This is a genomic window from Pseudomonas sp. 57B-090624 (assembly GCF_003234055.1).
Classification (GTDB): Bacteria; Pseudomonadota; Gammaproteobacteria; order Pseudomonadales; family Pseudomonadaceae; genus Metapseudomonas; species Metapseudomonas tohonis.
The window spans coordinates 1-22939 of the sequence record NZ_QKRU01000095.1; the positions used below are offsets into that span (position 1 = coordinate 1).

Here is a 22939-nt window from a genome sequence, read left to right on the forward strand (position 1 = left end):
ACTGGCAAGCAGATCGTCTGCGCAGCGATGCGCAAGCTGCTGAACATCGCCTATGGCGTCTTGAAATCGGGCCAGCCATTTGACGCAAAACTGGCCCTTGCTCACTAGGAATCAAGACGGTATCTACTCCCCGGTCAGCTCGGTGCCTGCGCCAAGCGCAAGGCACGAACCGTAGGATGGCGTAGAGCGCAGCGAAACCCATCATCAACAGGCCTGAACCCGACGAAGATTCCCGGGCTGAAGCCCGGGCTGCATCCGAGCCCGGCTACAGGCTGCGCGTCTCGATCGAGTGCTTGCGCAGCTTGCGGTACAGGGTGTTGCGGCTGATGCCGAGCTGCTCGGCGGTGCGGGTCATGTGCCAGCGCTGGCTTTCCAGGGCGGCGAGCAGGGCGCTGCGCTCGGCGTCCTCCAGCGGGTGCGCCACGCAATCGGTGATGGGGGGCGGTGCCGCCGCACGGCGCAGGTCGGACGGCAGGTCGCCAAGGCGGATGCGGCCGTCCTCGCACAGTGCCGCCAGGGTGCGCAGCACGTTGCGCAACTGGCGCACGTTGCCGGGCCAGGCGTAGTCGAGCAGCGCCTGGCGGGCGTCCTGCTCCAGGCGGATGGCCTGCCCACGCGCTTCTTCGCTCAGCAGGTGGTCGAGCAGTTCGGGGCGGTCGCTGCGCTCGCGCAGGGGCGGCAGGTCGATCACCAGGCCATTGAGGCGGTAATAGAGGTCTTCGCGGAAGCTGCCATCGGCCACGCGAGCGCCCAGCTCGCGGTGGGTGGCGCTGATGATGCGCACGTCCACGGCCTGGGCCTCGCCGCCGATGGGCACCACCTGGCGCTCCTCCAGCACGCGCAGCAGCCGGGTTTGCAGGGCCAGGGGCATGTCGCCGATTTCATCGAGGAACAGGGTGCCGCCGTCGGCCTGCTGCAGCTTGCCGCGCATGCCTTCCTTGCGCGCACCGGTGAAGCTGCCGCCGCGGTAGCCGAACAGCTCGCTCTCGATCAGGGATTCGGGGATGGCCGCGCAGTTGAGCGCGACGAAGGGCCGCTCGGCGCGTGAGCTGGCCAGGTGCACGGCCTTGGCGAAGGCCTCCTTGCCGGAGCCGGTCTCGCCATTGACCAGCAGCGGCACATCGCGCTCGTACACCTTGAGTGCACGACGGAAGTCGGCGGCCAGCGCCGGGTCGCCCAGGCAAAGGCCAGGCACGGCGGGCTTGGCCCGGGGCGGCACCACCTGCGGCAACACGCGGGGCTGGCCACGCAGCACGGCATGCAGCGCGCGGCCATTGCGTGCACGCAGCGGCCAGCTGGCGGCGGGCTGCACCTGGGCACGGCCGAGCAGGTCGTCCAGGCGGCAGTCGAAGAAGGCTTCCACGCTCTGCCCCAGCAGGCGCTCGCGGGAGCTGTCGAGCAGGTTGATGGCGCTCTGGTTCACAGCGCGGATGCGCCCTTCGCCATCGAAGGCCATCAATCCCTCGCTGAACAGCCCGACGTACTCGGCCTGGAGGTGGAAGCGCAGCAGCCATTCGCCCTCGAAGCGACGCAGGAAGTAGCAGCTCTCGATCATCTTCGCCGAGAGGTTGACCAGCGCCATGGTGTGGAACTGGCTCTGCCGCGAGACGGCGTGGCGCGCGGAGGACACGTCGAGCACCGCCAGCAGGTCGCCCTGCGGGTCGAACACCGGGCTGGCGGAGCAGGTGAGGCCGGTGTGGCGGCTGCGGAAATGCTCGTCCTGGTGGATGGTCAGCGCCTGGCGCTCGACCACGCAGGTGCCGATGCCATTGGTGCCCTCGCGGGCTTCGCTCCAGTCGGCGCCCAGCCACAGGCCGGCACGCTCGAAGGCCTGGCGCTCGGCAGCGGCGGTCACGCAGTTGAGGATCACACCCCGGGCGTCGGTGAGCAGCACCGCATGGCCGGCACCGGAGAGCTGGTGATAGAGGCTGCTCATCTCGCCACTGGCGATCTCCAGCACCTGCTGCATGCCTTCGCGGCATTCGAGCATGCGCGCATGCTCCAGCACGGTCGGCGCCATGGGCAGGGCCGGGTCGAGGTGGTAGTCCTCCAGGCAACGCAGCCAGGAGCGAGCGATGGAAGGATCGGCGGCGGGCCCGCTGGACTGGGCCTTGCCTTGCGCCACGGTCAGCACTTGCCGAGCGTGGCGGCTCAGGTGGTCGTGCATTCTTGTCGTTCTCCATTGCGGGCTTGCGGGAGGCAGCCCGTGCCCTGGTGGGCACTCGCATCGCCGCAGCATCCACCAGCGCAGGCGGCTTTGCAATCGCCGGATGACCCACCGGTCAATGGCTGTACCGGATGCGTGACAGACTGTCACCCACCCCGTACCAGGCATGCGACAGCGCCCTCCGGCCAGCCGCTGCCCACGACGCCGGGAGCCTTGTCCCACGCGGCTTCCACCGGCCTGGCCCGGCCCTTGCTCTATGCTGATCAAAGCGCTTCGGCGCCAACTCCCCAATAAGCACAAGAGCCAGGAGATAGACCATGCGTTACGCACAACCCGGAACCCCCGGCGCCATCGTTTCCTTCAAGGCCCGCTACGGCAACTACATCGGTGGCGAGTTCGTCCCGCCGGTCAATGGCCAGTACTTCACCAACACCTCGCCGGTGAACGGCCAGCCCATCGCCGAATTCCCCCGCTCCGACGCCGCCGACATCGACAAGGCGCTGGACGCCGCCCACGCCGCCGCCGATGCCTGGGGCAAGACCTCGGTGCAGGAGCGCTCGCTGATCCTGCTGAAGATCGCCGACCGCATCGAAGCCAACCTGGAACTGCTCGCCGTCACCGAGACCTGGGACAACGGCAAGGCCGTGCGCGAGACACTGAACGCCGACATCCCCCTGGCCGCCGACCACTTCCGCTATTTCGCCGGCTGCATCCGTGCCCAGGAAGGCGGCGCCGCCGAGATCAACGAGAACACCGTCGCCTATCACATCCACGAGCCGCTGGGCGTGGTCGGGCAGATCATCCCGTGGAATTTCCCGCTGCTGATGGCCGCCTGGAAGCTGGCCCCGGCCCTGGCCGCCGGCAACTGCGTGGTGCTCAAGCCCGCCGAGCAGACCCCGCTGGGCATCAGCGTGCTGATGGAGCTGATCGGCGACCTGCTGCCGGCCGGCGTGCTCAACGTGGTGCAGGGTTTCGGCAAGGAAGCGGGCGAAGCGCTGGCCACCAGCAAGCGCATCGCCAAGATCGCCTTCACCGGCTCCACCCCGGTGGGCTCGCACATCCTCAAGTGCGCCGCCGCCAACATCATCCCCTCCACCGTGGAACTGGGCGGCAAGAGCCCGAACATCTACTTCGAGGACATCATGCAGGCCGAGCCGGCCTTCATCGAGAAGGCCGCCGAGGGCCTGGTGCTGGCCTTCTTCAACCAGGGCGAGGTGTGCACCTGCCCGTCCCGCGCCCTGGTGCAGGAATCCATCTACCCGGCGTTCATGGCCGAGGTGATGAAGAAAGTGAAGGCCATCAAGCGTGGGGACCCGCTGGACACCGACACCATGGTCGGCGCCCAGGCCTCCGAGCAGCAGTACGACAAGATCCTCAGCTACCTCGAGATCGCCCAGCAGGAAGGGGCGGAAGTGCTCACCGGCGGCGGCGTCGAGAAGCTCGAAGGCAACCTGGCGACCGGCTACTACATCCAGCCGACGCTGCTCAAGGGCAACAACAAGATGCGCGTGTTCCAGGAAGAGATCTTCGGCCCGGTGGTGGGCGTCACCACCTTCAAGGACGAGGCGGAGGCCCTGGCGATTGCCAACGACACCGAGTTCGGCCTCGGCGCCGGCCTGTGGACCCGCGACATCAACCGCGCCTACCGCATGGGCCGTGGCATCAAGGCCGGCCGCGTGTGGACCAACTGCTACCACCTGTACCCGGCCCACGCCGCCTTCGGTGGCTACAAGAAGTCCGGCGTCGGCCGCGAGACCCACAAGATGATGCTCGACCACTACCAGCAGACCAAGAACCTGCTGGTGAGCTACGACATCAACCCCCTGGGCTTCTTCTGAGGAAAGCTCCCCTGGCCAGCTGCGAACCCCGCATGGCCAGGAGAGGCCCCTTGTAAAACCGGGAACGGGCGCCAGTCAGGCGGCGCCCGCTCCGCTCCACCCCGGCTCCATCCGACTACAACAACAAGAAACGGTGAACACCATGTGCATCACGCCTCGCTGCTGCCCGCAGTCGGTGGTCCGTGCCCGCTCGGGCCACGCGCCGCCTCCCGCCGCTCCGTTCCGTCGCCCCATTTCCCTCAAGGCAACCTTCGGAGACGCGCATGACAACCACTAACCAACTCAAACCCACCCTCGGCACCCTGCACCTCTGGGGCATCGCCGTCGGCCTGGTGATTTCCGGCGAATACTTCGGCTGGAGCTACGGCTGGGGCGCCGCCGGCACCCTCGGTTTCCTGGTCACCACGCTGCTGGTGGCGACCATGTACACCTGCTTCATCTTCAGCTTCACCGAGCTGACCACCGCCATCCCCCACGCCGGCGGCCCCTTCGCCTACAGCAGCCGTGCCTTCGGCGAACGCGGCGGCCTGATCGCCGGCATCGCCACGCTGATCGAGTTCGTCTTCGCCCCCCCGGCCATCGCCATGGCCATCGGCGCCTACCTCAACGTGCAGTTCCCCGAACTCGATCCCAAGCACGCGGCGGTCGGTGCCTACTTCGTGTTCATGACCCTGAACATCCTCGGCGTCAGCATCGCCGCCACCTTCGAGCTGGTGGTCACCGTGCTCGCCGTGGCGGAGCTGCTGGTGTTCATGGGCGTGGTGGCACCCGGCTTCAGCTTCAGCAACTTCGTGCTCAACGGCTGGGCCGGCTCGGATACCTTCAGCAGCGCCTCGATCTCCGGCATCTTCGCCGCCATCCCCTTCGCCATCTGGTTCTTCCTCGCCATCGAGGGCGCAGCCATGGCCGCCGAGGAAGCCAAGGACCCGAAACGCACCATCCCGCGCGCCTACGTGGCCGGCATCCTCACCCTGGTGTTCCTCGCCATCGGCGTGATGATCATGGCCGGCGGCGTCGGCGACTGGCGCCAGCTGTCGGGGATCAACGACCCGCTGCCCCAGGCCATGAAGGCCGTGGTCGGCGAGAACTCCGGCTGGATGCACATGCTGGTGTGGATCGGCCTGTTCGGCCTGGTGGCCAGCTTCCACGGCATCATCCTCGGCTACTCGCGGCAGTTCTTCGCCCTCGCCCGCGCCGGCTACCTGCCCCGCGGCCTGGCCAAGCTGTCGCGCTTCCAGACCCCGCACCGCGCCATCGTCGCCGGCGGCGTGATCGGCATCGCCGCCATCTACAGCGACGGCCTGATCAACCTGCAGGGCATGAGCCTGACCGCCGCGATGATCACCATGAGCGTGTTCGGCGCCATCGTCATGTACATCATCAGCATGCTCGCGCTGTTCAAGCTGCGCGCCAGCGAACCGAACCTGGAGCGCACCTTCCGCGCCCCGGGCTACCCGGTGGTGCCGGCCATTGCGCTGATTCTGGCGGTGGTCTGCCTGGTGGCCATGGCCTGGTTCAACACCCTGATCGGGCTGATCTTCCTCGGCATCATGGCCGCGGGCTTCGTCTGGTTCCAGTTCACCGCCCACCACCGCGCCAGCGCCCCCGCCGACGCGATGCTGACCCGCATCTGAGCCCCCCAGGCCGGCCCCGCCGCGACGGCGGGGCCGGCCCAGACAGGACGATCGACATGGCAGTTTTTTCCCATAGCGTCGGCGGCCAGACCTGGCGCTTCGACAGCCTCAAGGACGTCATGGCCAAGGCCAGCCCGGCACGTTCCGGCGACTTCCTCGCCGGCGTCGCCGCCAGCAGCGACGGCGAGCGCGTGGCCGCGCAGATGGCCCTGGCCGACATCCCGCTCAAGCACTTCCTCGACGAGGCGCTGATCCCCTACGAAGACGACGAAGTCACCCGCCTGATCATCGACGGCCACGACCGCGCCGCCTTCGCCCCGGTCAGCCACCTCACCGTCGGCGGGCTGCGCGACTGGCTGCTCGGCGATATGGCCGACGAGACCTCGCTGCGCGCCCTGGCGCCCGGGCTGACGCCGGAGATGGCCGCTGCGGTGTCGAAGATCATGCGCGTGCAGGACCTGGTGCTGGTGGCGCAGAAGATCCGCGTCGTCACCCGCTTCCGCAACACCATGGGCCTGCGCGGGCGCATGTCCACGCGGCTGCAGCCCAACCACCCCACCGACGAGCCCGCCGGCATCGCCGCGAGCATCCTCGACGGCCTGCTCTACGGCAACGGCGACGCCATGCTCGGCATCAACCCGGCCACCGACAGCCTGTCGTCCATCTGCGCGATGCTGGAGATGCTCGACGCCATCATCCAGCGCTACGAAATCCCCACCCAGGCCTGCGTGCTCACCCACGTCACCACTTCGATCGAAGCCATCAACCGTGGCGTACCGCTGGATCTGGTATTCCAGTCCATCGCCGGCACCGAGGCGGCCAACGCCAGCTTCGGCATCAGCCTGGAGATCCTCCGCGAGGGCTACGAAGCCGGCCTCTCGCTGAAACGCGGCAGCCTGGGCAACAACCTCATGTACTTCGAGACCGGCCAGGGCAGCGCGCTCTCGGCCAACGCCCACCACGGCGTCGACCAGCAGACCTGCGAAGCACGCGCCTATGCCGTGGCGCGCCACTTCGACCCCTTCCTGGTCAACACCGTGGTCGGCTTCATCGGCCCGGAGTACCTCTACAACGGCAAGCAGATCATCCGCGCCGGGCTGGAGGACCACTTCTGCGGCAAGCTCCTCGGCGTGCCCATGGGTTGCGACATCTGCTACACCAACCACGCCGAGGCCGACCAGGACGACATGGACATGCTGCTGACCCTGCTCGGCGTCGCCGGCATCAACTTCATCATGGGCATCCCCGGCTCCGACGACGTGATGCTCAACTACCAGACCACCTCCTTCCACGACGCCCTCTACGCCCGCCAGAGCCTGGGCCTCAAGCCCGCGCCCGAGTTCGAGGCCTGGCTGGAACGCATGGGCATCGCCAACCAGCGGGACGGCCATGTGCGCCTGGGCGAGCAACTGCCGCCCGCCTTCCGCCAGGCCCTGGCGCAGCTCAGCTGAGGAGCCCTCGATGACCGACGACAAGCGCCCCGCCCTCGACAACCCCTGGCGCGAACTGCGCCGCCTCACCCCAGCGCGCATCGCCCTCGGCCGCGCCGGCACCAGCCTGCCCACCGAGGCCCAGCTGGACTTCCAGTTCGCCCACGCCCAGGCCCGCGACGCCGTGCACCTGCCCTTCGACCGCGCCGCCCTGGCCGCCGAACTGGCCGAGCGCGGCCGCGACAGCCTGCTGCTGCACAGCGCCGCCAGCGACCGCCACACCTACCTGCAACGCCCCGACCTGGGGCGGCGCCTGGACGAGGACTCGGCCCAGCGCCTGCGCCAGCATGCCGAGGCCAATCCCGACGGCTACGACCTGGCGCTGGTGATCGCCGACGGCTTGTCGTCCCTCGCCGTGCAACGCCACGCCCTGCCCTTCCTCCAGCGTTTCGAGGAACAGGCGGCGGAAGATGGCTGGCGCACGGCCCCCATCGCCCTGGTGGAACAGGGCCGCGTGGCGGTGGCGGATGAAGTGGCCCAATTGCTCAAGGCGAAGATGGTGGTGATCCTCATCGGCGAACGCCCCGGCCTCAGCTCCCCCGACAGCCTCGGCCTGTACTTCACCTGGGCGCCCCGCGTCGGCCTCACCGACGCCAGCCGCAACTGCATCTCCAACGTCCGCCTGGAAGGCCTCTCCTACGGCCTGGCCGCCCACCGCCTCCTCTACCTGATGCGCGAAGCCAGCCGCCGCCAGCTCTCCGGGGTCAACCTCAAGGACGACTCCCAGGTGCCGATGCTCGACGGTACCGAGCAACCCGTGCGGGGGAATTTCTTGCTGGAAAGCTGCCCCCCGGCGCGGTGAGGCGGCTAGCAGGTCGGGGGGCAGTGGGCCGTGAAGCTGAGCCCCGGCCGAGCTACCGCATCTCATCGTCAAAGCCCCGAAACCAAGCAATGGCTGTGCGGGGTCGGAAGCTATCCGGGCAGAGCGAAGATGGCCTCGATCTCTATGCCGACTTCAGAGGAGAAAAGCCCCGCGACACGCACAAGGGAACTTGCAGGACGGGAATCTCCATAACGACGGCTCAACACGTCTCGCAAAGCGGCAACATCCTCCAGGGACGTCACGTAGATCGTGATCTTGATCAGCTCCTTCATGCCAATTCCCTCGGCTTCCGTGACTCGCTCCAACTGGTCGAAGATTGCTTCCGCCTGTTCCGCCATTGGCCCACCCTGGGCCGGCGTACCAAACGCCGTCATTCCGGAAAGGTAGAGCGTCCGATCGTGCCTTACCGAAACGGAGTAAGGCCCTGCGGGGGCGGGTAACGTGGCGTAGTTCGCTCGGCTCAGCGTCTCGATGGACTCTCCGTTGTTTGCAAGATCCGTGGCCGCATTGACAAGCGCCGGCAGGCTCATTCCTGCTAGCAGGCAAGTGAGCATCAGTCCATTCATTCGGCAACTCCTTTGTCGAAAGTACCGCCAGGGGCGGGTTGTGCGATTTGCGGGCGTGGGTTTCTCCCCTCTACGGTACGGCGAAGCAGTAAGTAGAAAAGGGGGGTGAACAGGAGGCCGAAAAAAGTGACCCCAAGCATCCCGGAAAAGACCGTGACCCCCATTGCCCTGCGCATTTCAGCTCCAGCACCGGTGGCCAGGACAAGGGGAACAACCCCCATGACGAAGGCGAACGATGTCATCAGGATTGGACGAAGGCGCATGCGACAGGCCTCCAGGACCGCTTCTAGCCGGTTCACGCCACACGCCTGCCTGGCCCGGGCGAACTCGATGAGGAGGATCGCGTTCTTGCAGGCCAGCCCCACCAGTACGATAAGACCGATCTGCGTGAAGATGTTGTTGTCCCCACCACTGACCACAACGCCCGCCAATGCCGAGAACAGCGTCATCGGCACGATCAGAATGACAGCCAACGGCAGGCTCCAGCTCTCATACAGGGCCGCCAGCACGAGAAAGACCAGTAGAACGCACAGTGGGTAGACCAGGTTCGTAGAGGTGCCGGCGAGAATCTGCTGGTAGGTCAACTCAGTCCACTCGTACGCCATGCCCTGCTCCAGCTCCGTCTTCAGCAACGCCTCGAAAGCAGCCTGCGCCTGGCCGGTGCTGTAGCCCGCGGCGGGGCCCCCTGTGATCTCGGCCGAAAGAAAACCGTTGTAATGCATCACCCGGTCGGGTCCTGCTGCGAGCCGAACATCGACGAAAGAGGCAAGCGGGACCAGCACCCCCTGCTCATTGCGAACCTTGAGGAGGCCGATCTGCCCTGGCTCTCCCCTGAAGCCTTGCTCCGCTTGCACATGCACCTGATAGGTGCGGCCAAATCGGTTGAAGTCGTTGGCGTAGACCGATCCCATGTAGATCTGCAACGTGTCGAAGACCTCGCTTATCGCGACACCGTGGGTCCGTGCCTTGTCCCGATCAACTACGACGTCGATCTGCGGTGCGCTGATCTGGTAGCTGGAGAACATGCCCTCCAGTTCCGGTAGCTGTCGGGCCTTATCCAGAAGCCTCTGTGTCTGCCGATAAAGCGCCTCATGTCCGAGGCCAGCCCGATCCTCGATCTGGACCTTGAACCCGCCTATGGTCCCCAGGCTCTCCACTGGAGGGGGAGGCACCACAAGGACGAACGCATCCTCGATGTCCCCGTAGCGCGCATTGAGGGATCGGGCGATGGAGACATCGGAGAGGTCGCCGCCACGCTCAGCGAAGGATTTCAGCGGGATGAACATCAACCCTGCGCTAGAGCTGTTGACGAAGCCGTTTATCGATAGGCCGCTGAAGCTCACCGTATTGGCCACACCGGGTTGTTCCAGGGCAAGTTCGGACATTTTCAGGATCACCCGCTCCGTGCGCTCCAGGCTCGCCCCCTCCGGAAGTTGCGCGAAAGCGACCAGATACTGCTTGTCCTGCTGGGGAATGAACCCCATTGGAATCCGCTCGAACCCCAGATAGCCAAGGCCGACAAGCACGACGTACAGGAGCAGTGCGAGGCTTCCTCCTCGAAGAACCCGTGCCATACCGCTCACGTAAGCATCACTTGCATGCTGGAAAAAACGGTTGAAGGGGCGGAAGAGCCATCCGCCAAAGGCACGATAAATCCCCCGGCTCAGCGGATCGCGCCCCTCGGAAGGCGGCTTGAGCAACATCGCGGCCAATGCGGGAGACAATGTCAGGGAATTGATCGCGGAGATGACCGTCGAGATAGCGATAGTCAAGGCGAACTGCTTGTAGAACTGCCCCGTGAGTCCGGAAATGAAAGCCGTCGGAATGAAGACCGCGCACAGCACCAGGGAGGTCGCAATGATGGGGCCAATGACCTCCTCCATCGCCCGTTGGGTGGCTGCCTTCGGCTCCAGGCCCAGTGCGATGTTACGTTCAACGTTTTCCACGACAACGATCGCATCGTCGACGACGATGCCAATCGCCAGCACCAGGCCGAACAGTGAAAGCGCGTTTATCGAGAAACCAAGCAATTGCATCACGGCGAAGGTGCCGATCAGCGAAACGGGCACGGCAGCCAGCGGGATGATGGACGCACGCCAGTTCTGCAGGAAGAGCACCACCACCAGCACCACCAGTACCAGTGCTTCCAGCAGGGTCAGGACTACAGCCTTTATCGAGCCTCGAACGAAAACTGTCGGATCGTACCCAATGGAATGCTTGATGCCCGGAGGGAACGCTTCGGCCAGTTCGTCCATGCGGTTACGGAGCTTGTCCGAGAGTTCGATCGAGTTGGCGTCGGCCTCCTGGAAAACTTGTAAAGCTGCCGATGGCTGGCCATCCAGATGCGCACTCAGTGAATACTGGTTCGCCCCGAGTTCAATGCGAGCGACATCCCTGAGGTGAACCACATTCCCAGAGCCGGCGGAACGGATGACGATGCGCTCAAACTCATCCTCTGTCACCAGGCGACCCTGCGAACGTATCTGCAGTTGGAATGCCGAGCCATCCGCCGCAGGAGGAGCACCAAGCGCACCGATGGCAACTTCCCGGTTCTGGTCACGTATCGCCTGAACGACATCCATCGAACCGAGTCCGTAGGACGCGACCTTGTCCGGGTCCAGCCAGACCCGTAGCGAATAATCGCCCATGCCCAACAGGCGTATGTCGCTTACACCCTCGATCTTGAACAGCTCATCGATGATGTGGATCGTCATGTAGTTGGAGAGGTAGACCGGATCGTACTGTCCCGACGGGGAATAGAGATGAATCACCTGGGCCAACGCAGGCGAGGTCTTGTCGACCGTAATCCCGAGGCGTTGGACATCGACGGGCAACTGGGACGAGGCACGGCTGACTCGACTTTGAACCTGAACCAGCGCGCTATCGAGATCCGTACCTAGGGCGAAAGTCAGCGTCAAGGTCATGACCCCGTCTGCTGTCGACTGAGAGCTCATGTACAGCATGCCCCTGACACCGGACAGTGCCTGCTCCAAGGGTGACGCCACCGTTGCTCCCAGAGTTTCAGGACTGGCACCTGGAAACTGTGCGCGCACCACGACAGTGGGCGGAACAACCTCCGGGTACTCGCTGACCGGCAACTGGAAAAGCGAAAGGGCTCCGGCGATCAGCATGAGGATCGACAAGACAGCGGCGAAGATGGGCCGACCAATGAAAAAGCGAGAGAACGCCATCTTGCTAGTTCTCCGAGGCAGACATGAGCGTCACATTGTCAGTGCGCTCATCCTGAGCAACGCCCTGTGCAACAGTTCGGGTCGAGTCGGACGGTTCTCGTATCTCGGCACTCGTTGGAACGTCATCGATCACCATCATCATCGTCCGGGGCGAGACTTTCGCACCGGGTCTGGCACGCTGCAGTCCACTGACCACGACTACATCCCCCCCCTTGAGGCCACTACGTACGATACGTAGCCCTTCCTGCTTGGGCCCCAGTTCGACCTCTCGGTAGCTCAGGACCCCGTCCCCTCCCAGAACCAGCACATAGCGCTTGCCCAGATCGACACCAATGGCTTCATCCCTGATCATGGCTGCCTCATAGGATGCGAGCCCCTGCAACTTCAGCCGCACATACAGTCCCGGAATCAGCGTTCCTGCCGCATTGTCGAGGACTGCACGGGCCCTGAGAGTTCCTGTCAGAGGGCTCACCTGATTGTCGATAAAGTCCAAATGCCCCCTATGCGCTTCTCCCGCTCTTCCAGTCAGCTCGACATGCACAAGAGCGGGCTCCCCTGCATTGAGCAGTTCACTGGAAAGCCTGAGATAGGTGCCTTCGTCCATATCGAAATAGGCATGAAGATTCCTGGTTCCGAGTAGCGTCGTGAGAAGGGTGGAGTCGGCACTCACAAGGTTGCCGACCGTCACGTTCGCAGTACTGAGGCGCCCATCGATAGGGGCTGTGATGCGTGTGTACCCCAAGTTGAGACGAGCCGCCTCGACCTGGGCCTGAATCGCTGCCACCTCCGCCCCAGCCTCCTCGGCAGCCGCTCGGCGAGCCTCGGCCAGCTCGGTCGACATGGCACTCCTCGCCTTGAGACGATCACCACGCCGAGCCTCGCCTTCGGTACGCGTACGTATGGCAACGGCTTGACGGAGACGCGCCTCGAGACGCTGGACCTCGACTTCGAACGGGCGAGGGTCGATACGGAACAGCACCTCGCCTTTCCTGACGGTAGCGCCATCCCGGAACAAAACGTCCACGACAGGACCAGACACTCGTGGACGCAGCTCAACCACCTCCGGGGCTTCGAGGCGCCCCGAAAACTCCTCCCAGTCGTCGACCTTTCTTGTGACTACCTCAGCAACACCGACCACCGGGAGCTCAAGCGACACATCCTGTTGCTTAGCCTCGCAGGCAACCAGAGTGACCAGGAACGCCAGGAGCGCGAACCTCCCGGAGTGCGAACGGATCGAGCGCATGAATTACTCCTTGAGCTGTTGGTGCACCGAAAAAGGGGGGAACTCCGTTCGATGCCTTATCCCTTGCTGTTAGCGGTTTGCTCTGCCAGCCAGCTATCGTGCAGCCACTTCTCGGTCTTCCTTTTTCCAGGAAAAGTGATCCACACGATGTCGCGCTCGAAGATCATCGGCTTCTCGTCGCTGCCGACGATGATCCAGAACCAGCGACCATCGGCCAGGTTGCGGGCCTTCACCTTCATTCCGGTCAACGTGACCGTCTTCTTTTGGCCGTCGCGAACTACCTCGATGGCCTCATCGTGAGGATCTATCCAACTGATCTTCATCCGGGCGAGCAGGTCAGGGGCGGATCGCTGCAGAAAATCACGCGCCACCTGCTCCGAACGCTCACGAGAGGGCAAGGGCTTTCCTGCCAAATCCAGAGAAATGTTGGCGAAGCCCTTAAGCTCACCGGTCTCGGATACAACAGTGCTGAAATGCTCGCCGCCCAACTCGGCATTGCGTCCATCCATGCGCTGATAACGAGTCAATACAACCCGCTCACCATCCATGGTGACCTCGCGAGCAGAAACGTATGCATGCGAGTTGGGGATGGAAATCGAATCCGTATCGGACTTCATTGCGTTTATCTCCTTGGACACTGACTCGGAAGCAAAGGAATTGGCCGCCACCAGGGTCGTCAGGAAAGCGGTGAATACCCAACGGTTCCATTGGTTCATGTTGGAGCTCCTTCTATTTAGTTGTTCTCGTGGCTGCCTTTCTTTGAAAGCTCGTGGCAGAGGCGAGCAGGCTCGCTCTGCACCCACAGGAGGGCACCGAGACTTATGAGAATCAGTGTCATGTGTACCGACTGTATGGCCCCTTGTTTGAGCCAATAGCCGAACCACAGCCCACCGCAGATGAAGAAAAGCCAAAGCAGGAGAAAGCAAGTCAGTGCGATCAATGCCAAGTTGCGCGCCTGATCGAGACTCGAAAGGCTACGTCGCCGCCAAGCCCGCACATACCCGAGCGCAGCAACCCATAGAAAAACCGCGATGAGCATCTGACTGGTCGCGACGACCATCAGCAACGGCTCTGCCCACTCGATCGGCCACGCTCTCGATAGAAGAGCGCCGCCGAGCACCTGCTCTTCCTTGAGCAAGGCCATGGAAAGGGTGTTGCCCAAGTGCAGGATGTTGGTATCGGGATCGAACAGGTTATTGATCACAGCGATACTCAGCCAAGAGGCCAAACCCACGAGAACGGCCAGGCGGCCGAAAATAAACGAGTGGAAGAACATATCAGCCCCCTTGCCGATCAGAAGCCGCATGCATTAACGGCCATGCCCGCAGTCTGGCTATCTCGACCAGAGCAGGATCGACAGCGACCACCCGTGGATGGCCAACACTCTCCAGAAGGGAAAGATCGGAAAGATGGTCACCGTAGGCATAGCAATCGCCAGGCTTGGCTCCCCGTTCCAGCATCAGCTGATTGGCCGCCTTCCATTTCCCAGTACCGATTGTCTGTGGAGCTGCCAGCCTCCCCGTGTAGCGGCCTGCTTCTAATTCAAGGCGGGTTGCCAGCACATCGCTCACGCCCAGGTATTCGGCCAACGGTCGGAGAATCTCCGTAAGCGAGCCCGACACGAACACGATGCCCACTCCATCTTCTTGGTGTTGCCTCAATGCCCTCAACGTTGTGTCGACAAAGAATCCCGGTCTTTCTTTTTCAATCGAGAACCATGCATCGGCAGCCTCAATGACCCGTGACCGCTCATGCCCCTGGAAGACCTCATAGAAGGAACGGTTTACAGCAGCTCGATCAGCGCCCTGGCTCATCAGTTGCCCAAGGCGGTCGACCTCTTGCTGCTCAGCCTGTGCGCCGTTTGCGGCTCCCAGCTGGCGGAGTAGGTAGAAAGCTCGAAAGCTGAACATGCTTTTGATGTCGATAAGCGTTTCATCTACATCAAAAAAAGCGAGACGAGGTAAGGTCATGGTCGCGTCCTTGCTGGCACTGACGCATTAGTCAATGCCAGCAACAGGCCCTCTCTCTGATAAGGGATTGGCTAAAGGTTTACGCCGAGCGCATTCTCGGCAGGCACGATGCCCAGCCGTCGACGTAGCCGCCGAAGCTGGGCAGCTAGAGCGCTGGCTGCGAGCCTGCACTCTCGAACACCAATGAGCTCGGCATCCATGACGCTGAACCTAACCGTCATACCAGCAACCGGTTGTTCTCCTTGCCAGACCTCCATGTCGGCATGCACGTCCACCCGATCGGGTCGAGGCTGTTTCATATCCAGAAGTCGATAACGGATTTCCGCCGGGAGGGGAAAGGCGAATGCCAAAAAACGCATGGCCATTTCGTTGAGCACAAAATAGCGCTCAACTGATTGGAAGTCCGCGAGGTGGAACCTCTCGGTTACCGCCAGGAACATCTGGCGACACGCTTCGGTTAACACCATCCCCTGAACGTGCTGGCCAGTGAGATGGTCGAGCATCAGCTCATTGTTTGCGTCCAGCAGCAGGCCTGCGACAAAGACATCTCCACGTCGCTCGGGTGTCGAAATCAGTACGTTCTGCTTTTTGCGCTTATGCGAAAGCCGGACGCTTGCAGGCTCTTGATCGGCCCATGTACGCCAGTGACGAAATTCTTCTACGTACCCCAGCTCCAGCGCCATGTCATGGAACTGATCGATCTGCTCGGAAGAAAGACCTTGCCCAGCAACAAACCTCGAGCCTTTCAGCTGAACAACCCCCCTGCCACCCAACGATTGGCGGAGCGCGCTGCAGGTAAGCACATTGCGCTGTTTCGAGAACACATCGAATCGATCAGCGACAATCAGATAAACACCCATATCGAAACTCCTTGTCAGACTATCCACTGCAGATCCGTCGGCATCCTTGATCATCTGCAACTACCTGCGCGCAGCATTGAACGATTACCGCGCACGCCTTCCACCCTCGGTGGCGCTGTACATGGCGGCAGCCGCTATGCATGACGCCAGTATCAGAAACAGGCTCGAGTCCTCCCAGGATTCACCCAGGCGTACGACCCAGGGCCCAATGCTCGCGCCCAGGAACAGAAAAAAGGTATAGAGAGCCACGGCAAGCCCCCTCGACGCTTCCGGAGCACGTGTCGAGGTAGAGGCAATTAGCCCGGGCACGCTGATGCCGATGCCGGCGACGAATACCACGCTGGATGACAACAACCAGAAGAGGCTGTGCTCCCCTACCACCGCCACAAGGAACAAGCCGAGGGCCGAAACGGCCAGACCTGAGCTGGCGACGCGGTTCGCGCCCCATCGCTGGATAGCCCCCGCAACAGCAAGGGGCGCAAAGAGTCCTGGCAGGGCAACCGCACGCGCGACCAGCGGATCGATTCCCTGCCCCAGGCCCGAGATCAATCGCCGATCCAGATCCACATAGAAGGCCACGAACGCCATGAGTAGCAGCAAGGCGGGGACGTATACACGGCGCAGCTGGGGGTCCGAGAGGAGTTGGAAGAGCGGCCGGTAGATCGACAACAGGTGCCCGGAGGCTCCGGCCTTCCGAAGACCGTTGCGACAACTCAGGAGCGTTATGGCAGTGATCAGGTAGACGACTGCCAGCGGGACCATTGCCAGGCCGAACCCCCAGGCCGCAGCAACGAGACTTCCGTACAACTGCCCCAGCAGTCCGGCAGTAAGGAACGCCGTACTCAACCAGGCGACGCCCCATGCCCGCTGACGGGGGCTGCCATGTTCGGACAGATAGGCGATGGCGACAGGTGGGTATGAAGCAGCGGCGAATCCCTGAAGGGCACGCATTGCCAGGAAAGCCTTCGAGGACGACACAAAAACCATGGCTGCAGAAGCGACAGCCAGAACCACCAAGCCGGTTACCAGCACAGCGCGGCGCCCCAACCTGTCGGACAGTGGCCCAAAGATCAAGAAGCCGCATGCATAGCAGACGCTGAACACCATCAAAGAGAGGCCAGCCCCTCCGAGCGGAAGTTGGTAGTCCTGGGCCAACCGCGCAAGGATCGGTACAGGGACGTAAAGCAGTGATACAACCGCTACGGCACAGAGGATCATCTGTACGACCAAAAAGGTGGCAGGGGCCGTCGCATGACTGGAATTTATGTGCATTGCTACATATCTCTTCGAACCAGGAGTTTCAGTACAGGTGGCCTCGCCGCGCGGACTCCTGGCAAGGCGTACGGGCTTTTGAAGCGTGCTACATGCCTAGAGGAATGAAACGCGGTCAGCCGGTTCCGTTGCCCGAGGTGCGCAACGCCAACGCAGGGCCCACCTTCACCATGAGCTTGGCCAGGCTGGCACGCTCCTTCTCGGTGAACGTGCTCATCAGCTCGGCCACCCACTCGTAATGTCGGGGGAGGACCCTCGCCAAGGCGGCTTCACCCTCGGGCGTCAGGCGAACGATCCACAAGCGGCCATCCAGGGGGTCTTCGTGTTTGCTGCACAGCCCATTTGCCTCCATCTTCGCGACAGCGCGGGTCATGGTCTGCGAGGCAACGGAGACGCCTTCCGCGAGCGCGCCGACCGTCAGCCCTTCCGGGTTGCGCTTGAGCAGCAGCAACACGAAGAAGTTCGTCTGTGACAGGCCGTGCCTGGCCAGGTTCTCATCGAATGCCGACAGCATCTGGTTGGTGGCCGAGGCCCAGATGAGCCAGGTGTGCAGCCCTTCGACATCCGGATTCCCATACTCGTCGGCAAATCGGGCCAGCGTGTCCCGGGATGGAAGGTCCTTGAGTTCGAACATGTTTCCTGCGTCCTGATTTGTAGCTTGCTACATACCTTGAGAGTCGACTCCCGCCACGTCAACCCATCGACAGGGGGCCGGATCGAGCACAGCCACTGCGCGTTGCCTCGCCTGCCGGTGCCCGGAACAGCGCAGCGACAGGCAGCCGGCTCGTGGCGGCGTAGTACCTGCTCCTGCCGTCGAAAGACCCGGACTAGAAACCCGGACAGACATTCCAGAGCTCATGGGGCCCGCTGTGTTTCGACTCCGGGCATGGCTTCGGGGCTACCTCGGCTCGTCCCCCGCCTGGCCCAAGAACGCAGCTCTTCTCTCCCACCACCGAACCCTGGCCTACAGGGCTGAAGTCATTTTCCAAGGGCCAGAAGCGGCACCGAAGCTCGAATCCCGCAGGCGCGGATCGGGCAGGCCGATCTTTTTCCCTCCATACAGGTCGAAAGTCGAACATCGGACACGCCCCGACCGTTCGCCACTGGACAAGCGCCGCGGCCCAGCCATGCTGTCTGCTCGTCCCGCAGCCATTCGACAGGACTCTCCATGACCGACCTTTCCGCCTTCCCCATCACCCACAAGTGGCCCGCCCGGCATCCCGACCGCCTGCAGCTCTACTCGCTGCCCACGCCCAACGGGGTGAAGGTGTCGATCATGCTCGAGGAAATCGGCCTGCCCTACGAGGCGCACAAGGTCAGCTTCGACACCAATGACCAGCTGTCCCCCGAATTCCTCTCCCTCAACCCGAACAACAAGATCCCCGCGATCCTCGACCCGGACGGTCCCGGCGGCCAGCCGCTGGCGCTGTTCGAGTCCGGTGCCATCCTGCTCTACCTGGCGGAGAAGAGCGGCCGCCTGATCCCCGACGACGCCGCCGGGCGCTACGAGGCGATCCAGTGGCTGATGTTCCAGATGGGCGGCATCGGCCCGATGTTCGGCCAGCTCGGCTTCTTCAACAAATTCGCCGGCAGGGACTATGAGGACAAGCGCCCGCGCGACCGTTACGTCGCCGAGTCCAGGCGCCTGCTGGCGGTGCTCGACCGACGGCTGCAGGGGCGCGACTGGCTCCTGGACGACTACGGCATCGCCGACATCGCCACCTTCCCCTGGATACGCAACCTGGTCGGTTTCTACGAAGCGGGCGGGCTGGTCGGCTTCGATGACTTCTCCAACGTGAATCGCGCGCTGCAAGCCTTCCTCGCACGTCCGGCGGTGGCACGCGGCCTGAAGATTCCGGAATGAGCGCCAGGCAGGAGCCGGACGGCCCGGCGCACGATGGCCGGATGGACTTGCACGGCCCGGCATCCGCAGGTTCCCAGCCCGAGCAGGTGTACATGGACCCCATCCCCCCCAAGCCCAGCGAAGACCTGAGCGCACGCGGCTACGAGCTCCTGGTCAAGGCGGTGGTCGACTACGCCATCTATATGGTGTCGGTCGAGGGCCGCATCGTCAGTTGGAACGCCGGCGCGGAGCGGATCAAGGGCTACAGCGCCGAACAGGCCATCGGCCAGCACCTGTCGATGTTCTTCACCGAAGAGGACCGCGCCGCCGGCCGCCCGGCGCATCTTCTGGCCACTGCGCTGGCTACCGGTCGCGCCCAGGACGAGGGCTGGCGGGTACGCCGCGACGGCACGCGCTTCTGGGCCCTGGCGGTGATGGACCTGGTGCACGACGAAGAGGGCAGGGTCATCGGCCTGGCCAAGATCACCCGCGACATGACCGAGCGCCACGACTCCGAACTGCAGCTGCAGGAGCTGCGTGCCCAGCTGTTCCAGGCGCAGAAGCTCGAAGCCCTGGGCCAGCTCACCGGCGGCATGGCCCATGACTTCAACAACCTGCTCACGGTCATCATCGGCGCCTCGGCGCTGGCCGCCCGCACCCAGGACCCCAAGCGCCTCAAGGAACTCCTGGGCAGCATCCACGAAGCCGGCCTGCGCGGCAGCCACCTGACCCAGCACCTGCTCTCCTTCGCCCGTCAGCGTGACCAGCAGCAACAGCTCGTGGAGCTGGAGAACACCCTGCATTCGGCACAGATGTTCTTCACCCAGGCGCTGCCCAAGGGCATGAGCCTGGAGCTGCAGCTATGCCCGCCACTGCACCCGATCCTGGTGGACCCGAGCCAGCTGGAAATGGCCCTGCTCAACCTCATCTTCAACGCCCGCGATGCCATGCAGGAGAGCGGCACCATCGTGCTGCGCGCCGAAAACCGCCACCTGCAGGGCGAGTGGGAAAACCTGCACGGCGACTTCGTCCTGCTCACCGTGCGTGACGACGGCGTCGGCATCGCGCCCGAGATACTGCCGCGCATCTTCGAGCCCTTCTTCACCACCAAGGGCCTCGGCAAGGGCACCGGGCTGGGCCTGAGCCAGGCCTACGGCTTCATCCGCCAGCAGGGCGGCACCATCCGCGTGGACAGCACGCCCGGCGCGGGCACCAGCGTGACCCTGTGCCTGCCCGCCCGCCCGCGCGAGGCCCACTGAAAAGCAGGCGCAGCGCACAGGAACTAGTTCGGGGCGCACGACTCTATCGCTGACCGGAGCCCGGCAGCGTAGAATCGCCGGGATTCAGGCCGACCCCGACACCCGGACGCAGTGCGCAACGCCGGCGGACCGGGCTCCCGAGCAGATGCAGTCGGCCCTTTCCAGCGAACTTCCAGATGAGGCAGGCCAGAACTTGGAACAGCTAAAACGCCTTCAGAGCGGCATCGAAGGGCTGGATGCCCTGTTGAAGGGTGGCTTGGTTGCCGGTGCGTCCTACATCGTCCAGGGCCGTCCCGGGTCGGGAAAGACCATCCTCGCCAACCAGATCGCCTTCAACCATGTGCGCGACGGCGGGCGGGTGCTGGTCGCCACCCTGCTGGCCGAAACCCATGAACGGCTCTTCCAGTTCCTCTCCACCCTGAGCTTCTTCGACGCCTCGCAGATCGGAGCGCAGATCCAGTTCGTCAGCGCCTTCGACACCCTGGAGAACGAAGGCCTGGACGAAGTGGTCAAGCTGCTGCGCCGCGAGATCAGCAGGCAGAAGGCCACCGTGCTGATCGTCGACGGCCTGCTCAATGCCCGCTCCAAGGCGGATACACCGCTGGACACCAAGAAATTCATCGGAGAGCTGCAGGGCCACGCCGCGTTCGCCGGCTGCACCGTGTTGTTCCTCACCAGCGCACGCCTCGACGACGGCAGCCCCGAGCACACCATGGTCGACGGCGTGATCGAGCTGGGCGAAGAGCTGTTCGGCGCCCGCTCGGTACGACGCATCCAGCTGCGCAAGACCCGTGGCAGCGGCGCACTGTCCGGCCTGCACGAATGCGAGATCACCGACGACGGCCTGGTCGTCTACCCGCGCCTGGAAACCCTCTACAGCCGCCCTTCACGCACCGACAACGCGGACCTGCACCGTGTATCCAGCGGCATCAGCGGCCTCGACGCGCTGATCGACGGCGGCCTGCCGCGCTCCTCGGCCACCCTGGTGATGGGCCCCGCCGGCGTCGGCAAGACCAGCCTCGGCATCAGCTTCCTCGCCCAGTCCACCCCGGAGGAGCCGGGCCTGCACTTCGGCTTCTACGAGTCGCCCGAGCGCCTGCGCCTGAAGGCACGCAGCATCGGCGTCGACCTCAAGGCCCTGGAAGAGTCCGGCGCCCTGCACCTGATGTGGCAACCCACCACCGAAGGCCTGCTCGATGGTCTCGGCGCGCGCCTGATCAAGGCGGTGACCGAGAAGGGCATCAAGCGCGTGCACATCGACAGCCTCGGCGGCATGGCGCGCGTCGCCACCAGCCAGGCGCGCCTGGTGGAATTCTTCAGCGCGCTGATGAACGAATTGCGCGCACTGGACGTCACCGTCTTCGCCACCTGGGAAATGCGCGACCTGTACAGCGCCGATATCAACGCCCCGGCGCCGGAGCTGTCTAGCATCGTCGACAACCTGGTGCTGATGCGCTACGTGGAAATGAACTCTGAACTGAAACGGCTGCTGTCGATTCTGAAGATGAGGGACAGCCGCTACGACCCTTCTTTGCTGGAAGTCCTCATCCATGACCACGGCATCGCACTCGACAAGGCCTTCAAGAACGCGACCGCCGTCATGTCCGGGGTTGCCACACCCAATGCCGGCATCTGAAACCCGCCCATCGGTCAGCGCTTAATGACAACGATTCTGGTAGTCGATGACGAGTATCTGATTGCGGACATCCTGGCCTTCGCCCTGGAGGACGAAGGCTACATGGTCGTCAAGGCCGGCAACGGCCGCCGTGGCCTGGAAGTGCTCGACCGCGAGCGCCCGGCCCTGGTCATCACCGACTTCATGATGCCGATCATGGATGGCCTCGAGTTCGCCCAGGCGATACGCGCCCGCGCGCAATCGTCCGACCTGCCGATCATCCTCATGAGCGGCGCCCAGGGCAGCGTCGGCCGTGACCGGGGCGATCTCTTCGCCGCCGTGTTCGACAAGCCCTTCGACATCAACGCCGTGATCGCCATGGTCGCGCAGCTGATCGGCCCCAGCGACGGCCAGGCCGACTGACGCCCCGCCTCATCGGCCTGCGCTCATCGGCGGCCCATTGCAAGCCTCGCCCGCCTCCCGGAAACTGCCGCCTTTTCAGCCCCTGCGGAGACCGCCGTGTCCACTCAAGAACTCGCCAGCGACCCCACCTGGGTCCAGATCTGCCAGGCCGCCGCGCTCGACCCGCAGCGTCGCTTCGTTTCCCGCCAGGCCGTGCTGGCCAGCCCCGACGCACTCGAAGCCACCCTCTACCGCGGCGACGAAGATGACCCCGACGCCGAGGAAGAAGACCTGGGCGATGCCCGCGTGCTGATCACCGGCACCTTCCAGCCGCCCGCCGAATGGAGCGCCGAGGAGCGTGCCGACTACTACGACGGCAGCGACCCCGAGGAGTTCTTCAGCGCCCTGATCGAATGCATCGCCGCCCCCGCCAGCCGCGCCTACTTCACCGCCGAAGCCGGTGACCAGGTCGCCGTCAGCACCGCCGAAGGCGCCATCCAGATGTACTACCTCTACGAAATCTTCGAAGACGAAGACGGCCACCACGCCGTGCTGATCCGCGACACCGAAGCCTTCATCTGAGGCATCCGCCCCCCTCTGCGCGAAGGCATGCGCACCACAAGGGCATGTGGGCACGACGCGCCTGATGGAGGTCTCGTAACCTCCAGAAGGCGGAGCCAGGCCCCACTCGCTCCTGGCTGAAGCCGAGCATCGCCTCCAGGCCATTCGCAGCCGTTGATGCCCGGGCGGCGCTCGCCCCGCCCCC

General features: G+C 64.0%; 19 protein-coding genes and 1 pseudogene. 10 read left to right on the top strand and 10 right to left on the bottom strand.

The genetic code is table 11. From position 1 onward, the window contains the following. Positions 1 to 108: pseudogene (locus tag DMX10_RS28985) on the top strand (IS110 family transposase); the annotation flags it as partial. Positions 109 to 265: 157 nt separating this feature from the next. Here DMX10_RS28985 and DMX10_RS28990 read toward each other — a convergent pair. Beyond that, entirely contained in the window at positions 266 to 2167 is a 1902-nt protein-coding gene (locus DMX10_RS28990) for a sigma-54-dependent Fis family transcriptional regulator (RefSeq protein WP_111264350.1), read from the bottom strand. A 317-nt stretch (positions 2168 to 2484) separates the two neighbouring features. Here DMX10_RS28990 and DMX10_RS28995 point away from each other — a divergent pair, with 317 nt between their 5' ends. From DMX10_RS28995 to eutC, 4 genes are all read left to right on the top strand, one after another. Then, a complete protein-coding gene (locus tag DMX10_RS28995; protein ID WP_111264351.1) occupies positions 2485 to 4005 on the top strand; it encodes an aldehyde dehydrogenase family protein in 1521 nt (506 codons plus the stop codon). Positions 4006 to 4268: 263 nt separating this feature from the next. Further along, entirely contained in the window at positions 4269 to 5639 is a 1371-nt protein-coding gene (gene eat, locus DMX10_RS29000; protein ID WP_111264352.1) for an ethanolamine permease, read from the top strand. Positions 5640 to 5695: 56 nt separating this feature from the next. Further along, the gene (locus tag DMX10_RS29005; protein ID WP_111264353.1) at positions 5696 to 7090 is read left to right on the top strand and encodes an ethanolamine ammonia-lyase subunit EutB; all 1395 of its coding nucleotides are present in this window, start codon (positions 5696 to 5698) and stop codon (positions 7088 to 7090) included. 10 nt (positions 7091 to 7100) lie between these two features. Then, positions 7101 to 7931 carry an ethanolamine ammonia-lyase subunit EutC gene (eutC, locus tag DMX10_RS29010; protein WP_111264354.1) on the top strand — a complete coding sequence of 277 codons (831 nt, stop codon included), beginning with the start codon at positions 7101 to 7103 and terminating at the stop codon, positions 7929 to 7931. A 110-nt stretch (positions 7932 to 8041) separates the two neighbouring features. Here eutC and DMX10_RS29015 read toward each other — a convergent pair whose 3' ends face one another. The 9 genes from DMX10_RS29015 to DMX10_RS29055 form a co-directional block, all read right to left on the bottom strand. After that, positions 8042 to 8518 (bottom strand): RidA family protein, encoded by a 477-nt coding sequence (locus tag DMX10_RS29015; RefSeq protein ID WP_111264355.1) that lies wholly within the window; start codon positions 8516 to 8518, stop codon positions 8042 to 8044. Then, the gene (locus DMX10_RS29020) at positions 8515 to 11709 is read right to left on the bottom strand and encodes an efflux RND transporter permease subunit (RefSeq protein WP_111264356.1); all 3195 of its coding nucleotides are present in this window, start codon (positions 11707 to 11709) and stop codon (positions 8515 to 8517) included. Before DMX10_RS29020 ends, DMX10_RS29015 begins: the two co-directional genes overlap by 4 nt. 4 nt (positions 11710 to 11713) lie before the next feature. Further along, positions 11714 to 12952 carry an efflux RND transporter periplasmic adaptor subunit gene (locus DMX10_RS29025; protein ID WP_111264357.1) on the bottom strand — a complete coding sequence of 413 codons (1239 nt, stop codon included), beginning with the start codon at positions 12950 to 12952 and terminating at the stop codon, positions 11714 to 11716. Between the two features lie 56 nt (positions 12953 to 13008). Further along, entirely contained in the window at positions 13009 to 13668 is a 660-nt protein-coding gene (locus DMX10_RS29030; protein WP_256604876.1) for a hypothetical protein, read from the bottom strand. 17 nt (positions 13669 to 13685) lie between these two features. Continuing rightward, the gene (locus DMX10_RS29035) at positions 13686 to 14258 is read right to left on the bottom strand and encodes a DUF2165 family protein (protein WP_236206087.1); all 573 of its coding nucleotides are present in this window, start codon (positions 14256 to 14258) and stop codon (positions 13686 to 13688) included. Further along, positions 14230 to 14922 carry an HAD family phosphatase gene (locus DMX10_RS29040; RefSeq protein ID WP_111264358.1) on the bottom strand — a complete coding sequence of 231 codons (693 nt, stop codon included), beginning with the start codon at positions 14920 to 14922 and terminating at the stop codon, positions 14230 to 14232. The genes DMX10_RS29035 and DMX10_RS29040 overlap by 29 nt, the downstream gene beginning before the upstream one ends. A 71-nt stretch (positions 14923 to 14993) precedes the next feature. Continuing rightward, entirely contained in the window at positions 14994 to 15836 is an 843-nt protein-coding gene (locus DMX10_RS29045; protein WP_256604877.1) for an AfsA-related hotdog domain-containing protein, read from the bottom strand. A gap of 30 nt (positions 15837 to 15866) precedes the next feature. Then, the gene (locus tag DMX10_RS29050) at positions 15867 to 17000 is read right to left on the bottom strand and encodes an MFS transporter (RefSeq protein WP_256604878.1); all 1134 of its coding nucleotides are present in this window, start codon (positions 16998 to 17000) and stop codon (positions 15867 to 15869) included. A gap of 169 nt (positions 17001 to 17169) precedes the next feature. After that, a complete protein-coding gene (locus DMX10_RS29055) occupies positions 17170 to 17688 on the bottom strand; it encodes a MarR family winged helix-turn-helix transcriptional regulator (RefSeq protein WP_111264361.1) in 519 nt (172 codons plus the stop codon). Positions 17689 to 18222: 534 nt separating this feature from the next. On the opposite strand from DMX10_RS29055, the gene DMX10_RS29060 reads away from it, so the two are divergent. From DMX10_RS29060 to DMX10_RS29080, 5 genes are all read left to right on the top strand, one after another. Next, complete coding sequence (locus DMX10_RS29060) at positions 18223 to 18918, top strand: glutathione S-transferase N-terminal domain-containing protein (protein WP_111264362.1); 696 nt, start codon at positions 18223 to 18225, stop codon at positions 18916 to 18918. Positions 18919 to 19010: 92 nt separating this feature from the next. Continuing rightward, entirely contained in the window at positions 19011 to 20156 is a 1146-nt protein-coding gene (locus DMX10_RS29065; protein ID WP_111264366.1) for a nitrogen regulation protein NR(II), read from the top strand. A 193-nt stretch (positions 20157 to 20349) separates the two neighbouring features. Then, complete coding sequence (locus DMX10_RS29070) at positions 20350 to 21792, top strand: ATPase domain-containing protein (RefSeq protein ID WP_111264367.1); 1443 nt, start codon at positions 20350 to 20352, stop codon at positions 21790 to 21792. A gap of 24 nt (positions 21793 to 21816) precedes the next feature. Then, positions 21817 to 22194 (top strand): response regulator, encoded by a 378-nt coding sequence (locus tag DMX10_RS29075; RefSeq protein WP_111264363.1) that lies wholly within the window; start codon positions 21817 to 21819, stop codon positions 22192 to 22194. Positions 22195 to 22332: 138 nt separating this feature from the next. Further along, entirely contained in the window at positions 22333 to 22755 is a 423-nt protein-coding gene (locus DMX10_RS29080; RefSeq protein WP_111264368.1) for a hypothetical protein, read from the top strand. The last annotated feature ends 184 nt before the right edge of the window (positions 22756 to 22939 follow it).